The organism is Vescimonas sp. (assembly GCF_057856985.1).
In genome coordinates, this window is sequence record NZ_DBLZXX010000002.1 from 159410 (window position 1) to 174436 (window position 15027).

Here is a 15027-nt window from a genome sequence, read left to right on the forward strand (position 1 = left end):
CCTCCTCCGACAAATTTGTAAAATTTATACAACTTTAACGACATCCGCCGCTTTTCGGCACCGTTCTGCCGGCGCCGCCATTTTCCCTGCGCGAAAATTTGCGCATCTTTGCGCCCCGCGCTTGTCAGCGGCCATACTTTGTGATATTCTATAAGGTACGCATGAACCGTCATACGAAGGGAGGTGCCGCGCATGGCGCTGGCGGACAAGCGGCTTTTCCTGCTGGATATGGACGGCACGCTGTATCTGGACGACCGCCTTTTCGACAAGGTTCCGGAGTTCCTGTCCCACGTCCGGCGCATCGGCGGCCGTTATCTGTTCCTGACCAACAACTCCTCCCGCGGCGTGGAGGGCTACATGGAAAAGCTCTCCCGCATGGGCATCCCCACCGCGCCGGAGGACTACCTCACCTCCGTGGACGCCGCCATCGACCATCTCCGCCGCTTCCACGCGGGAGAAAAGTGCTACGTGTTCGGCACCCGCGCGTTTTACGGGCAGCTTCAAACCGCCGGCATCCCCGTTACCGACCGGCCGGAGGACGATGTGGACATCCTGCTGTGCGGCTTCGATCGGGAACTGACGTTCCGGAAGCTGGAGGACGCCTGCATCCTGCTGAACCGCGGCGTCACGTGGCTGGCCACCAACCCCGACTGGGTCTGCCCCACGTGGTACGGCTCCGTCCCCGACTGCGGCAGCGTCTGCCGCATGCTGACCACCGCCACCGGCCGCAAGCCCCTGTTTCTGGGGAAGCCCCAGCCCGCCATGGCAGAGCTGGCCCTGCGCCGCACCGGCTTTTCGCCGGAGCAGGCCGTCATGATCGGCGACCGGCTCTACACCGATGTGGCCTGCGGCATCAACGCCGGCATCGACAGCATCTTCGTCCTGTCCGGCGAGGGCACGGAGGCGGACATCGCCCAATACGGCATCCATCCCACGTGGATCTTTTCTGACATCGCGGCACTGTACCGCCAACTGGAGGAAACGCTATGAAACTCAACTACAAGCGCACCGTCATGGTAGGCTTCGCCTTCTTCCTCATCTGCTCCTTCTGGCAGGCCTATGACAACACCATTCCCCTGATCCTGACCAACAAATTCGGCATGAGCCAGACCTGGTCCGGCGTCATCATGGCGCTGGACAACGTGCTGGCGCTGTTCCTGCTGCCCCTGTTCGGCCACATCTCCGACAAGTGTACCAGCCGCCACGGCCGCCGGACGCCCTTCATCGTCATCGGCACCCTCATCGCCGCGGTGGCGCTGGTCTGCCTGTCCTTCGTGGACAACGCCCAGCTGAAGAACCTGCAGGACGTGTCCGCCATCGACGACCCCGCCGCCCTCTCCGTCATCTACGAGGAGGAGAAGGCCGCCACGCTGCTGACCCCCTCCGGTGAGAAGTTCATTCTGGGCCAGAAGTTCACGGAGGAGGAGTTCACCGCCATCCGCAGCCAGATCACCGACGGTGGCAGCGCGGTCACCAACCCCGACTACACCAACTACGTGGTGCCCGCCCGGCAGGCCTGCGCCTGGCAGATGACGGCGGAGCACCCCGCCACCCTGATCTTCTTCGTGGTGCTGCTGCTTATTATTCTGGTGGCCATGGCCACGTTCCGCTCCCCCGCCGTGGCCCTGATGCCCGACGTAACGCTGAAGCCCCTGCGCTCCAAGGCCAATGCCGTCATCAACCTCATGGGCTCCGCCGGCGGCATCCTGGTGCTGGCGCTGGGCATGGTGTTCGCCACCTCCGCCGTCCGCAACAGTCTGATGAGCTACATCGGCTACTTCGGCGTCATCGCAGCGCTGATGCTGGCGGCGCTGGTGATCTTCCTGCTCACCGTCCGTGAGCAGGAGTGGTCTGCGGAGATGCAGCAGCAGGCCGTGGCCGCAGGGCTGGAGGAGCAGTCCGAGGCCGATGACCCCACCGCCAGCCGCAAGCTGTCTGCCGACGAGGTCAAGAGCCTGATCTTCATCCTGCTGAGCATCGTGCTGTGGTTCTTCGGCTACAACGCCGTCACCAGCAAATACTCCGTCTATGCCAGCAACATCCTGCACAAGGACTATAACCTGACCCTCATCATCGCCCAGGCCGCCGCCATTGTGGCCTATCTGCCCGTGGGCTTCATCGCCAGCAAGGTGGGCCGCAAAAAGACCATCCTGGCCGGCGTGGTGATGCTTACCGGCGCCTTCACCGTGGCCGCCTTCCTGAATGCCGACAGCCCCACCATGCTGATGAACGCCATGTTCGCGCTGGCCGGCATCGGCTGGGCCACCATCAATGTCAACTCCTTCCCCATGGTGGTGGAGCTGGCCTCCGGCGGCGATGTGGGCAAATACACCGGCTTCTACTACACCGCCTCCATGGCGGCGCAGGTGGCCACCCCCATGTTGTCCGGTCTGCTGATGGATCAGTTCGGCATGCACGTCCTGTTCCCCTACGCCGCGGTGTTCACGACTCTGGCCTTCTTCACCATGCTCATGGTGAAGCACGGCGACAGCAAGCCGGAGCCCAAGTCCGGCATCGAAGTTCTGGAAGATCTGGAGGCGGATTGATATGACGATCGTATATATTCTGCTGGGCCTGCTGGTCCTTGTCTGTCTGCTGTATGCGCTGTGCCTGCGCTGCCGCCGCCGTAAGGACTGGGAGCGGTTCCGCAAGTGGCGCTTCGCCCACCGCGGCTTCCACGATAAGCCCCGCATCCCCGAAAATTCCATTCCCGCCTTCCGCCGCGCCGTCCAGTGCGGCTTCGGCGCGGAGCTGGATGTTCACCTGATGAAGGACGGCCATCTGGCCGTGATCCACGACGCCTCCCTGCTGCGCACCGCCGGTGTGGACGTGCAGATCGAGGACCTGACGGCGGAGGACCTGAAAAACTACAGGCTGGAGGGCACGGAGCACCACATCCCCCTGCTGGAGGAGGTGCTGCCCATCTTCGCCGGCAAGGCCCCGCTGGTGGTGGAGCTGAAGGCTGAGCGGGGCAACGCCGATGCGCTGGCCGCCGCCGCGTGCAGGCTGCTGGACAAGTACCGCGTCACCTACTGCATCGAGTCCTTCGACCCCCGCTGCCTCATGTGGCTGTGGGCCAACCGCCCCGACGTCGTGCGGGGCCAGCTGTCCGAGAATTTCCGGCGTCACGGCGATGCGGAAAATCTCCCCGGCGTGGTGCGCTGGGTACTGAGCAACCTGCTGCTCAACGCCCGCACCCGGCCCGACTTCATCGCCTACCGCTTTGAGGACCGGAAGTCCCTGTCCCTGCGGCTGTGCCGCGGACTGTACGGTGCGCAGGAGTTCAGCTGGACCATCCGCTCCAAGGAGACCATGGACGCCGCCGAGCGTGACGGCGCGCTGGTCATCTTCGAATGCTTCGATCCCAGGGGGTAACGCCATGAGAGTCATCACCGGCTCTGCCCGAGGCAGAGTTTTGAAGGAATTACAGGGTATGGAGACCCGCCCCACCACCGGCAAGGTGAAGGAGAGCCTGTTCTCCATCATTCAGTTCGACATTGAGGGCCGCCGCGTGCTGGACCTCTTCGCCGGCACCGGCCAGCTGGGCATCGAGGCTCTGAGCCGCGGCGCGGCGGAGTGCGTGTTTATCGACCGCCGCCCCGACGCCGTCAGGCTCATTCATGAGAATCTGGCCCTGTGCAGGCTGGCGGACCGCGCCCGGGTCCGGCAGGGGGACGCTCTGCCCTATCTCCGCAGCGGCGAGAAGTTCGACCTGATCTTTCTGGACCCGCCCTATGCCTCCGGCCTGCTGGAGCAGGCGCTGACGGACATCGCAGCGTTTGACATTTGCCGTCAGCATGGTATAATCGTAGCGGAAAGTGCCGCAGATACGGTTCTGCCCGCACTTCCGCTCCCCTATCGCCTGTATCGGGAATACCGGTACGGCAAGATCAAGCTGACGGTGTTCCATCGCGGCGGAAATGAGGACTGACCCATGAAGATCGCCATCTATCCCGGCAGCTTTGACCCCATCACCCTGGGCCATCTGGACATCATCCAGCGCGGCGCCGCCTGCTTCGACAAGCTGTATGTCTGCGTCATGGTGAACTGCGAGAAGAAGCTGCCCATGTTCACGCCGGAGCGCCGGCTGGAGCTGATCCGCCGCAGCGTAGCCCACATCCCCAACGTGGAGGTGGAGAACTGGCGCGGCCTGCTGGCGGACTACGCCCGGGAAAAGGGCGCCCACATCCTGCTCAAGGGCGTGCGTAACCCCACCGACTGGGACATGGAGCTGCAAATGGCCCGCATCAATCAGGGCATCCTGCCCCAGCTGGAAACGCTGCTGATGCCCGCCAGTGCCGAGTACGAGCATTTCAGCTCCACCATGGCCCGCGAGATGATCCACTACGGCCAGCCTCTGGAGAAGTATCTGCCGGCGCCCATCGCCGAGGAATTGGAAAGAACGCGGGGCTGACGTCCTGCAATACAGAGAAAGGAACGAAGGACCTATGGAAGAAAAGGACGTGCAGCGACTGCTGGATATGCTCTACGGCATGATCGACGGGGCCAAGAGTGCCGCCTTCAGCTCCGACAAATGCGTCATCAGCCGCGACGAGGCGCTGGATCTGCTGGACGAGATCCGCGCCAAGCTCCCGCTGGAGCTGAAAAAGGCACGGGAACTCATCGCCGCCCGCAGCGAGTATGTGGCCGGCGCCAAGAAAGAAGTGGAAAAGATGCTGCGTCAGGCGGAGCTGGATGCCAAGGTCATCGTCTCCGAGAGTGAGACCATCCAGCTGGCTCGTCAGAAGAGCAGTGAGATCGTCCGCCGCGCCGAGGAGCGCACCCGTGAGCTGTACCACGTGGCCAACACCTACACCGAGGACGCCCTGCGCCGCACCGAGGAGGCCATTCAGATGGCCCTCAGCGAGGTTCAGGAGTCCCGCGTGCGCTTCCGCGCCGCCAGTCAGGAGCAAATGCAGGCCCAGCGTGCGGAGCTGAACCGCAGCGCTGAGGAAAAGGAAGCTACCAAGACGGAGGAGAGCGCCCAGTAACGCCCCCTTCCTCATTTGTGGAAATCTGACAAATTATTTCACTGTATTTCTACGTTTCTGACAAAAGAATAATATCTTGTAGAGCGCGAAACCGGCAGGCACTATATTTTGTGCCCGCCGGTTTTTTGCGCTCCACATCCTCGAACGTTCGTTTCAAAAATCTCCCGTTTTAGCGGGTTTTCTGGAAGAAATTACCGCTCTCACATGCCCTTTCTGTGGAAACTTCTGCTTGCATTTCCATAACGGATTATGTATACTGGCATCATGAGTGGTGAACTGTGGGGGAAGTGCCCCCATTTGTGGGGAACAATCCCACGCTTTTCCCCATTCACCCTATTTTGCACGAGAGGAGGCGGCTCTATGACCGGTCAGTTCAGCCATAACATCGATGCCAAGGGCCGCCTGTTCATTCCCGCCTCTCTCCGCAAGGAGCTGGGCCAGACCTTCCACGTCACCGTGGGCCAGGACCACTGCCTGTCCGTCTACTCCGACGAGAGCTGGGCCGCCTTCATGGCCAGGCTGAAGGAGCTGTCCTACAACGAGGTGAAGAAGCTCCGCGCCCTGTTCGCCTACGCGGCGGACTGCGAGCCGGACTCTCAGGGCCGCATCCTGATCCCCGCCAAGCTGCGGGAATACGCGGGCCTGACCAAGGAGGTCGTGGTGGTGGGCAGCTTCGACCGCGCCGAGATCTGGAGCGCCGAGCGCTGGGCCGCCATCGAGAACGAGGCTTTCTCCTCCGGCGCGCTGGAGCAGGCCATGGTGGAAATGGGGCTGTAAGCTATGGCTGACCACGCTATCGAAAAGGACTACGGCCACAAGCCCGTCCTGCTTCAGGAATGTCTGGACGCACTGGCCATCCGGCCTGACGGCGTCTATGTGGACGGCACGCTGGGCCGCGCCGGCCACTCGCTGGAGATCGTCCGCCGCCTGACGGAGGGTGGACGCCTCATCGGCATTGACCGCGACCAGACGGCCATCGACGCCGCGCAGGAGCGTTTGGCCCCTTATCTGGACCGCGTCACGCTGGTCCACAGCAACTTCGACCGCGTCGGCGATATCCTCGCCGATCTCCATATCTCCGGTGTCGATGGGATGCTCTTTGATCTGGGCGTCTCCTCCCCCCAGCTGGACGACGCCGCCCGGGGCTTTTCCTACATGCACGACGCCCCGCTGGACATGCGCATGGACCGCACGGCGCCCCTCACCGCCCGCGATGTGGTGAACGACTGGCCCTATGAGGAGCTGCGCCGCATCCTCTACGACTTCGGCGAGGAGCGCTGCGCCCCCGCCATCGCCCGCCGCATCGTGCAGGCCCGCCAGCAGGCTCCCATTGAGACCACGCTGCAGCTGGTGGACATCATCAAATCCGCCATGCCCCCCGCCGCCCTGCGGGAGAAGCAGCACCCCGCCAAGCGCAGCTTTCAGGCCATCCGCATCGCCGTCAACGGTGAGCTGGACGCCCTGCCTCCCATGCTGGAGGCCGCCGTATCCCGCCTGAACGCGGGTGGACGGCTGGCTGTCATTTCCTTCCACTCGCTGGAGGATCGCATCATCAAGAAAACCATGCAGGAGCTGGCCACAGGCTGCACCTGCCCGCCTAATTTCCCCGTCTGTGTCTGCGGCAAAACGCCGAAGATACGACTGGTCAGCCGCAAGCCCATCGTATCCGGCGACGCGGAGCTGGCCGAAAACCCCCGCGCCCGCAGTGCCAAGCTGCGTGTGGCGGAAAAGCTCTAACGCAGAGCCGCTGCATCTTTCGGAAAGGAGTGACCGCACCTTGGCCCAGCCTTATCGCAAAAACGCCGTATACGGCAGTCTGGCCTACGACCTGGACGCCCTGGTGCGGGAGCGCCAGCTGGAGGAGGCCGGCAAGCTGCCCTCGAAGCAGCAGCCCGCCGTACAGGAAAAGCCCCTGCCCCGCCGCAGGCCCCAGGCCCGCGCCGCCGCACGTCCCTCCCCGCTGGTGGCGGGCGGCGTGGTAGTGCTGCTGGCCATGGTGGTGGTGCTGATGCTGGGCTACGTCACCCTCACCGATGTGTCCGGCAGCGTGTCCTCCATCAAACGCCAGATCTCCGATCTGGACGAGCAGCACATCGCGCTGCTGACGGAGTATGAAAAAACCTTCGATCTGGCCACCATCAAGGCGGCCGCCGAAGCCGCCGGCATGTCCAAGCCCACCAGCGGCCAGATCCAGTACATCGACCTGTCCGGCAGCGACAGCGTCACCCTCTACAAGGCGGAGGGCAGCGCCGGCGGCCTGCTGGATAAGGCAAAGGATGGCTGGGCCTATGTGCTGGAATATTTCCGCTGACAGCGGCCATATCATGAGGCAGTAAGGAGTAAGAAGGCGACTTCTTGCTCCTTGCTTGGCATTCGAGGATCCGTCCGGCGCAGAGCCGCGGGGCCCCACATTCGGAGGCAGAGAACGTGACAGAACGCAGACCAAACCCCAACCGTAAGGATGAAAATATCCGCCGCGCCAATCGGGTCATCCAGACCCGCTCCTTCGTGCTGATGCTCGTCATGGGCATCGGCATGTTCGTGCTGCTGTTTTTCCAGCTGTTCGACCTTCAGATCGTCCGCCATGAGGAGCTGCAGAGCAAGGCCGTGAACCAGCAGACCCGCCGCACGGTGGTCACCGCCTCCCGCGGCACCATCTACGACCGCAGCGGCAACATCATGGCCATCTCCGCCAGCGCCGAGACCGTCATCCTCTCCCCGCTGGAGATCGACCGCGCCGTCAATGACAAGGACGATCCCGTGACCTGGACCAAGGACTCCCTGGCTGCGGGTCTGGCCGAGATACTGGACGGCGACGCCTCCGCCATCCGCCGCCGCATGGACAACACCGAGTCCCAGTACGAGCTGATCAAGCTCCGCGCCGACGAGGAGGTTGCCGACGCCGTCCGCGCCTATATCAACGAGAACAAGATCGTGGGCGTCCACCTGGTGGCCGACGCCAAGCGCTACTATCCCTACGGCTCCCTGGCCTCCCATGTCATTGGCTTCGTGGGCGACGACAACACCGGCCTGTACGGGCTGGAGGCCCGCTATGAGCAGGAGCTGGAGGGTCAGAGCGGTCTGGTGGTATCCGCCAAGGACAACGCCGGCAACGACATGATGTACGCCTATGAACAGTACTTCGCCGCCCAGAACGGCAGCGACCTGACGCTGACGCTGGACGCCACCATCCAGTACTATCTGGAAAAGGGTCTGGAGAATATGGCCGATAAGTTCGCTGCCGCCAACGGCGCCGCAGGCATCATCATGGACGTCAACACCGGCGGCATCCTGGCCATGGCCTCCTACCCCAACTATGACCTGAATGACTTCTCCGCCGTGCAGGACCAGACCCTACAGGAGCGCATCGCCCGCGGCGAGAACACGCTGGCGGAGATGCAGCTGCTCCAGTGGCGCAACAAGGCACTGAACGACACCTACGAGCCCGGCTCCACCTTCAAGATCCTGACGCTGGCCGCCGCGCTGGAGGAGGGTGTCATCAACAAGAACACCACCGTCAACTGCAGCGGCTTCGTCACCATCTCCGGACAGACCATCCACTGCTCCAACAAGGCCGGTCACGGCCTGCAGACCCTGGTCCAGACCGTGGGGAACTCCTGCAACCCTGCCTTTATCTCCTACGGCCTGAAGCTGGGCAACACCGCGTTCTACGAGTACATGAGATCCTTCGGCCTCATGGAAGGCACCGGCATCGACCTGGGCGGTGAGGCGGACAGCATCTTCGCCGATCCCGCCAGCTTCACTCAGCTGGATCTGGCCTGCTACGCTTTCGGCCAGAACTTCAACGTCACTCCCATCGCCCTCATCACGGCTCAGGCCGCCTGCGTCAACGGCGGCTATCTGCGCACCCCTTATCTGGTGGAGCGCATCACCGACTCCAACGGCAGCGTCACCTACCAGCACGACAGCACCCCCATCCGTCAGGTGGTCAGCGAGGAGACCTCCGCCACCGTGCGGGAGTGTCTGGAATACGTGGTGGCCAGCGGCACCGGCAAAAACGGTCAGGTGGCAGGCTACCGCGTGGGCGGCAAGACCGGTACGGCCGATAAGGGCCAGACCGGCGACGTGGTGGTGTCCTTCCTGTGCTTCGCCCCTGCCGACGATCCCCAGGTCATCATGCTCCTGACGCTGGATACCCCCAGCCGCTCCACCGGCACCTATGTGTCCGGCGGCAACATGGTGGCCCCCACCGCCAGCTCCATCATGTCCGAGGTCCTGCCCTATCTGGGCGTGGAGCCCAGCTACTCCGCCGAGGAGCTGCTGGGCATGGACACCACCGTGCCCAATGTCATCGGCATGTCCGTGGAGGAGGCCAAGACCAGGCTGGGCGAACGGGGCCTCAGCTATAAGATCAACGGCGACGGCGACACCGTCACCGACCAGACCCCCGCCGGCGGCGCCATCATCCCCGGCAAGTCCGCCGTCATCCTGTACGCCGGCACGGATAAGTCCACCGCCAAGTGTACGGTGCCCCACCTCATCGGCAAGACGCCCTCCGAGGCCAACACCGCCGCCACCGGCGCGGGGCTGTTCATCCGCTTCTCCGGTACCACCGGCAGCGAGTCCTCCGCCGTCCGCGTGCTGTCCCAGTCCATTGAGGCGGGCGCCGAGGTGGAGGCCGGTACGGTCATCACTGTCCAGCTGGGCGACACCTCCGTCACGGATTAAACTCCGCACGAACTTCCCAGCAGACCGCACAGATTTCCCTTTTCTGCGCAATTCCTGCCTGTTATAATGGAAGGTACTGTACTTTGCCGTAAAGGAGAGCTTTCCCATGAAACTGAACGAACTGCTAAAGGGCCTCACTGTTCTGGCCGCCACCGCCGATATGGACACCGACATCACCGACGTCTGCTACGACTCCCGCCAGACGGCGGAGGGCGGGCTGTTCGTGGCTATTGCCGGCGCCGAGACCGATGGCCACCGCTTCATCCCCATGGCCCGCGAAAAAGGCGCGGCCTGTGTTGTCTGCCAGCATGCACCCGACGGTGACATTCCCTACGTAGTTGTGGAGGACTCCCGCCGCGCTCTGGCGGTGATCGCCTGCAACTGGTTCGACCACCCCTCCCGCGAGATGACCATGATCGGCGTCACCGGCACCAGCGGCAAGACCACCTCCACCTACCTCATCAAGAGTATTCTGGAGCAGAAGGCCGGTGCCAAAGTGGGCCTGATCGGCACCATTCAGAACATGATCGGCAGCGAAGTCCTCCACACGGAGCGCACCACGCCGGAGTCCTTCGAGCTGCAAAAGCTGTTCCGCCGGATGTCCGATGCCGGCTGCACCCATGTGGTGATGGAGGTCTCCTCCCACGCCCTGACGCTGGATCGCGTCTATGGCGTGCGCTTCGCCGTGGGTATCTTCACCAACCTCAGTCAGGACCATCTGGACTTCCACCACACCATGGAGGCGTACTGCGACGCCAAGGCCATCCTGTTCGACCGCTGCGACGTGGGCGTCTACAACGCCGACGACCCGTGGCATCAGCGCCTTCTGGCCCACGCCCAGTGCCCCCGCCTGTTCTCCTACGCCATTCACGCCGATGCGGATCTGAAGGCCAAGTCCGTCCGGCTCCACGCCGGCAGCGTGGAGTTCGACGCTGAGGCCGACACCGACTGGGCCCACGTGCAGGTGGGCATCCCTGCCCAGTTCACGGTATATAATACGCTGGATGCCATGGCCTGCTGCTGGAATCTGGGGGTCCCGCTGGCGGAGTGCGCCGACGCGCTGGCCCGTAACCACGGCGTCAAGGGCCGCATGGAGATCATCCCCACCCCCGGCCGTGACTACACCATTCTCAACGACTACTCCCACAAGCCCGATGCGCTGGAGAATGTGCTGGAGTCGGTGAACGGCTTTGCCAAGGGCCGTACCGTGGTACTGTTTGGCTGCGGCGGCGACCGGGATAAGACGAAGCGCCCCGTCATGGGCGGCATCGCCGCGCGGCTGGCAGACTTCGTCATTGTCACCAGCGACAACCCCCGCACCGAGGAGCCGCAGGCCATCATCGACGACATTCTGGCGGGCATGCGGGACACCGACACGCCCTACGTGGCCATCCCCGACCGTGTGGAGGCCATCCACTACGCCATGGATCACGCCCAGAGCGGCGACGTCATCATCCTGGCCGGCAAGGGTCACGAGGACTATCAGGAGATCAACCACGTCCACTACCCCATGGATGAGCGGGTCATCGTGGCGGACTACCTGAAAAAGCAGGGCTAAATCACAAGAGCCGCCGCGCCCTTTCGCGGCGGGAAGGAGCGAATCATTATGGGAATTCTGGAGATCGTGCTGCCGGTGGCGGTCAGCTTTGTCATCACCGTCATCGCCGGCAAGCTGCTGATACCGGCGCTGGTGCGGCTGAAGGCCGGCCAGTCCATCAAGGAGATCGGCCCCACCTGGCACATGACCAAGCAGGGCACCCCCACCATGGGCGGCCTGATGTTCATTATCGGTATCGGCATCACCATCGTGGCTCTGGGCTGGAAGCATATGGCGGGCGGCGACTTCGCCCACCTGTACGTCTATCTCTTTGCGCTGGTGTTCGGCCTCATCGGCTACATTGACGACTATCAGAAGGTGAAGCACCACCACAACACCGGTCTGACGGCGCTGCAGAAGTTTGTGCTGCAGCTGGCGGCGGCGGTGGCGTTCCTGTGCCTCATGCGGTACGAGGGGATGCTGAGTCCCAATCTGTATATCCCCTTCTGGAACACCCATGTGGTGCTGCCGTGGTCGGTGTACCTTGTCTTCGCCGCCTTCGTCATCGTGGGCACCGTCAACGCCGTCAACATCACCGACGGACTGGACGGTCTCAGCACCAGTGTCACCATTCCTGTGGCCGTTTTCTTCTCGGTCATGGCCATCATCTGGCCCGGCTTCGCCCAGTTGGGCACGTTTTCCGCCGCCATGCTGGGCGGCCTGTGCGGTTTTCTGGTGTATAACCGCTACCCCGCCAAGGTGTTCATGGGCGACACCGGCTCCCTGTTTCTGGGCGGCGCGGTGGCGGCACTGGCCTTCGCCTACGACATGCCGCTGGTGCTGCTGCTGGTGGGTATCGTTTACATCTGTGAGACGCTGTCCGACATCATCCAGGTAACGTATTTCAAGCTCACCCACGGCAAGCGCATTTTCAAAATGGCGCCGCTGCACCATCACTTTGAGATGTGCGGCTGGAAGGAGACTAAGATCGTGGCGGTGTTCTCCACTGTCAGCGCACTGTTCTGCCTGCTGGCCTACTTCGCCGTGTACCAGCGCTTCAGCTTCTGAAAATACTTCCATCAGGAAGTTCATCATGAAGCGGGTTTTCGTTCCTCATGAAGTTCATGAGGAAGTACCAACATGAAATTTCGGAAGGAGGGACAGCCGTGACCCGTGCAGAATATCAGGCCCAGAAGGCCATGAAGGCCCGCATGCGCCAAACAGAGCAAAAGCACACGCAGGCCGCCAAGGGGTCCATGGATCTGCCCTTCCTGATCCTGACGCTGCTGCTGACGGTGATCGGACTCATTATGCTGTTCTCCGCCAGCTTTCCCCGCGCCTATTACGACACCGGCGACGGCACCTACTACTTCAAGCGGCAGGCCCTGTTCGCCGTCATCGGTCTGGCAGGCATGTTCGTTGTGGGCAAGATCAACTATCAGCGCTGGCGCGGCGCGTCCCGCATGCTGGTGGGTCTGGCGCTGTTCCTGCTGATCCTGGTCATCATCCCCCACAACCCACTGGCCATCACCGCCAACAATGCCACCCGCTGGCTGGGCATCAAGGGCGTGTTCCAGTTCCAGCCGTCGGAGATCGCAAAGCTGGCGGTCATCGTCTACTTTTCCGATACCATCTCCAAGAAAAAGGAGAAGATGCTGACGTGGCGGCAGGGCATCGTGCCCTATGTGGCGCTGCTGGGCATCATCTCCGTTCTGATGATGCTGGAGCCCCATCTGTCCGGTACGGTGCTGATCCTGTGTACCGGCGCGGTGCTGATGATCGTGGGCGGTATTCAGGGCTGGCTGGTGGCCGCCGGTATCGGCGGCGTGGGCGCCATAGGCCTTCTGTTTGTCAAGCTGGCGGAAAGCGGCGTCATCAAGTACGGCTCTGCCCGCATCGCCATGTGGCACGACCCATGGCTGGACTACTCCGGCGACGGCTATCAGCTGGCGCAGAGCCTGATCACCATCGGCTCCGGCGGTCTGCTGGGCGTGGGGCTGGGGCGAAGCCGCCAGAAGTTTCTGTACCTGCCCGAGCAGTACAACGACTTTATTTTCTCCGTGGTATGCGAGGAGCTGGGGCTTATCGGCGCCTGCGTCATTATGCTGATCTTCGCCCTGCTGATCCTGCGGGGCTTCTGGATCGCCCTCCACGCCCGCGACCGGTTCGGCGCGCTGCTGGTGGTGGGCATCATGACCCATCTGGCCCTTCAGACCTTCCTGAACATCGCGGTGGTGTCGGGCTTCGTGCCCACCACCGGTATCTCCCTGCCGTTCTTCAGCTATGGTGGCACGGCGCTGTGCTTGCAGCTGGTGGAGATGGGCATGGTGCTCAGTGTGTCGCGGCAGATCCCCGCGCCCAAAGCGGGGTAAATGGGCGATTTTTGACAACATAGCGTATTTTTCTGTCAGATAATTGCAGCGGGTATAGGGATCGAGAATTTTCATCCCTGCCTCCGGCGGCCCCATTTCTTCCAACAGCGGCAGGAGAGGGTTCCGCGCCCCCGAGCGCGGGTCACTTTTGGCCACAGCCCCAAAAGTGACCAAAAGGTCTGCTTGAAACCGCAGGTTTCAAGACTTCCTGCGCGGCTGGAGTACGCCGGAAACCTGCCGCCGCGTACCACGCGAAATCCAAAACGGCGCTGATCGTCGTACAACGAATCGCTTGCGATCCTCTTATCGCTACCGCTCCTGCAAAGCAAAATGGGGGCGCGTGGTCCTATCGATTTTGGCGATTACCAAATCGCGCACATGCCGCCAGCGGCGGCATGTGCAGGTGCGGCCCGTTGGGCCGCGAAATATAAAGAATACGCGCTGCTGCGAAGCGTATTTTGTAGAACGGCATGCCAACACGCCGTCGATAAGCCAGCGCACTGCCGCGCGGAACACGGGAGCGGCAGCGGCTCTTATCGCCGAGTCCCGGAGCCTGTCATGGCACGCCACCCGCGCGGTGCGTGGGAGCGGAAGCGGGGATAGACGTACAAGCGATTCGATGCGGAACCTTTTTATACCGCAGTCGTAATCGGACAAGGGAAATCCAAAAACCATTGGTTTTGGGCGGCGTTCTTTTCCATATTTCTTTCGCTGTTGAAAGAAATATGGCCGCCGGAGGCATACATGCAGGACGCGGGTGCAACCCGCAATCGGAGAACAGAAAACGGGCCGTCGAGGACGCCGGCCCCTACGCAGTAAGGCACCGCCGCGCGGAAGATGGAAGCGGCAGCGGCTCTTATCGCCGAGTCCCGGAGCCTGTCATAGCACGCCACCCGCGCGGTGCGTGGGAGCGGCAGCGGGGATAGGAGCGGAGGCGGTGATAGGAGCGGCAGCGGGGATAGGTGCGGAGGCGATTCCTTATGGGCCTTTTTGCGTCGTATCACGTTCGGCGTAAAGGAATTCCAAAGACCATGGGTCTTTGGCGGCGTTTTTGCATCCTTTTGCCGCCGCGGGCAAAAGGATGTCGCGCCGGAGCGCGAAATATCCCTGCCAGAGGCATGAAAGGAACGAGCAACGGGCCGTCGGGAACACCGGCTCCTACGCAGTAAGGCACTGCCGCGCGGAACACGGGAGCGGCAGCGGCTCTTATCGCCGAGTCCCGGAGCCTGTCATAGCACGCCACCCGCGCGGTACGCGGGAGCGGCAGCGGTGATAGGAGCGGAAGCGATTCCTTATGGGCCTTTTTGCGTCGTATCACGTTCGGCGTAAAGGAATTTCAAAGACCATGGGTCTTTGGCGGCGTTTTTGCATCCTTTTGCCGCCGCGGGCAAAAGGATGTCGCGCCGGAGCGCGAAATATCCCTGCCAGAGGCATGAAA

Annotated in this window: 13 protein-coding genes; all 13 read left to right on the plus strand. The window is 62.6% G+C overall.

The genetic code is table 11. From position 1 onward, the window contains the following. The first annotated feature begins 192 nt into the window (after positions 1-192). The gene (locus tag ACZM22_RS03640; protein WP_489543152.1) at positions 193-990 is read left to right on the plus strand and encodes an HAD-IIA family hydrolase; all 798 of its coding nucleotides are present in this window, start codon (positions 193-195) and stop codon (positions 988-990) included. Next, positions 987-2546 (plus strand): MFS transporter, encoded by a 1560-nt coding sequence (locus tag ACZM22_RS03645; RefSeq protein ID WP_489543153.1) that lies wholly within the window; start codon positions 987-989, stop codon positions 2544-2546. The genes ACZM22_RS03640 and ACZM22_RS03645 overlap by 4 nt, the downstream gene beginning before the upstream one ends. A gap of 1 nt (position 2547) precedes the next feature. After that, on the plus strand, positions 2548-3375 hold the full coding sequence (locus ACZM22_RS03650; RefSeq protein WP_489543154.1) for a glycerophosphodiester phosphodiesterase family protein: 828 nt from the start codon (positions 2548-2550) through the stop codon (positions 3373-3375). Between the two features lie 4 nt (positions 3376-3379). Further along, on the plus strand, positions 3380-3931 hold the full coding sequence (rsmD, locus tag ACZM22_RS03655; protein ID WP_489543155.1) for a 16S rRNA (guanine(966)-N(2))-methyltransferase RsmD: 552 nt from the start codon (positions 3380-3382) through the stop codon (positions 3929-3931). 3 nt (positions 3932-3934) lie between these two features. After that, the gene (gene coaD / locus ACZM22_RS03660; protein WP_483268461.1) at positions 3935-4414 is read left to right on the plus strand and encodes a pantetheine-phosphate adenylyltransferase; all 480 of its coding nucleotides are present in this window, start codon (positions 3935-3937) and stop codon (positions 4412-4414) included. Positions 4415-4448: 34 nt separating this feature from the next. Beyond that, on the plus strand, positions 4449-4991 hold the full coding sequence (locus ACZM22_RS03665; RefSeq protein WP_489543156.1) for a hypothetical protein: 543 nt from the start codon (positions 4449-4451) through the stop codon (positions 4989-4991). Positions 4992-5351: 360 nt separating this feature from the next. After that, entirely contained in the window at positions 5352-5768 is a 417-nt protein-coding gene (gene mraZ, locus ACZM22_RS03670) for a division/cell wall cluster transcriptional repressor MraZ (protein WP_489543157.1), read from the plus strand. A gap of 3 nt (positions 5769-5771) precedes the next feature. Continuing rightward, positions 5772-6728 carry a 16S rRNA (cytosine(1402)-N(4))-methyltransferase RsmH gene (gene rsmH / locus ACZM22_RS03675; RefSeq protein ID WP_489543158.1) on the plus strand — a complete coding sequence of 319 codons (957 nt, stop codon included), beginning with the start codon at positions 5772-5774 and terminating at the stop codon, positions 6726-6728. A 40-nt stretch (positions 6729-6768) separates the two neighbouring features. Further along, positions 6769-7302: a hypothetical protein gene (locus ACZM22_RS03680; RefSeq protein WP_489543159.1), complete on the plus strand. Its 534-nt coding sequence runs from the start codon at positions 6769-6771 to the stop codon at positions 7300-7302. A gap of 116 nt (positions 7303-7418) precedes the next feature. Beyond that, positions 7419-9680, plus strand: a complete 2262-nt coding sequence (locus ACZM22_RS03685) for a penicillin-binding transpeptidase domain-containing protein (RefSeq protein WP_489543160.1) — start codon at positions 7419-7421, stop codon at positions 9678-9680. 106 nt (positions 9681-9786) lie between these two features. After that, a complete protein-coding gene (locus ACZM22_RS03690; RefSeq protein WP_489543161.1) occupies positions 9787-11238 on the plus strand; it encodes a UDP-N-acetylmuramoyl-L-alanyl-D-glutamate--2,6-diaminopimelate ligase in 1452 nt (483 codons plus the stop codon). 48 nt (positions 11239-11286) lie between these two features. Beyond that, the gene (gene mraY / locus ACZM22_RS03695; protein WP_489543162.1) at positions 11287-12285 is read left to right on the plus strand and encodes a phospho-N-acetylmuramoyl-pentapeptide-transferase; all 999 of its coding nucleotides are present in this window, start codon (positions 11287-11289) and stop codon (positions 12283-12285) included. Positions 12286-12383: 98 nt separating this feature from the next. Further along, positions 12384-13589: an FtsW/RodA/SpoVE family cell cycle protein gene (locus ACZM22_RS03700; RefSeq protein WP_489543163.1), complete on the plus strand. Its 1206-nt coding sequence runs from the start codon at positions 12384-12386 to the stop codon at positions 13587-13589. Positions 13590-15027 lie beyond the last annotated feature (1438 nt).

What these genes read in the sequence shown, in the direction of transcription:
- mraY (WP_489543162.1), top strand. Translation starts at nt 11,287, where the DNA reads ATGGGAATTCTGGAGATCGTGCTGCCGGTGGCGGTCAGCTTTGTCATC.
- rsmD (WP_489543155.1), top strand. Translation starts at nt 3,380, where the DNA reads ATGAGAGTCATCACCGGCTCTGCCCGAGGCAGAGTTTTGAAGGAATTA.
- coaD (WP_483268461.1), top strand. Translation starts at nt 3,935, where the DNA reads ATGAAGATCGCCATCTATCCCGGCAGCTTTGACCCCATCACCCTGGGC.
- ACZM22_RS03650 (WP_489543154.1), top strand. Translation starts at nt 2,548, where the DNA reads ATGACGATCGTATATATTCTGCTGGGCCTGCTGGTCCTTGTCTGTCTG.
- ACZM22_RS03645 (WP_489543153.1), top strand. Translation starts at nt 987, where the DNA reads ATGAAACTCAACTACAAGCGCACCGTCATGGTAGGCTTCGCCTTCTTC.
- ACZM22_RS03640 (WP_489543152.1), top strand. Translation starts at nt 193, where the DNA reads ATGGCGCTGGCGGACAAGCGGCTTTTCCTGCTGGATATGGACGGCACG.
- mraZ (WP_489543157.1), top strand. Translation starts at nt 5,352, where the DNA reads ATGACCGGTCAGTTCAGCCATAACATCGATGCCAAGGGCCGCCTGTTC.
- ACZM22_RS03665 (WP_489543156.1), top strand. Translation starts at nt 4,449, where the DNA reads ATGGAAGAAAAGGACGTGCAGCGACTGCTGGATATGCTCTACGGCATG.
- ACZM22_RS03690 (WP_489543161.1), top strand. Translation starts at nt 9,787, where the DNA reads ATGAAACTGAACGAACTGCTAAAGGGCCTCACTGTTCTGGCCGCCACC.
- rsmH (WP_489543158.1), top strand. Translation starts at nt 5,772, where the DNA reads ATGGCTGACCACGCTATCGAAAAGGACTACGGCCACAAGCCCGTCCTG.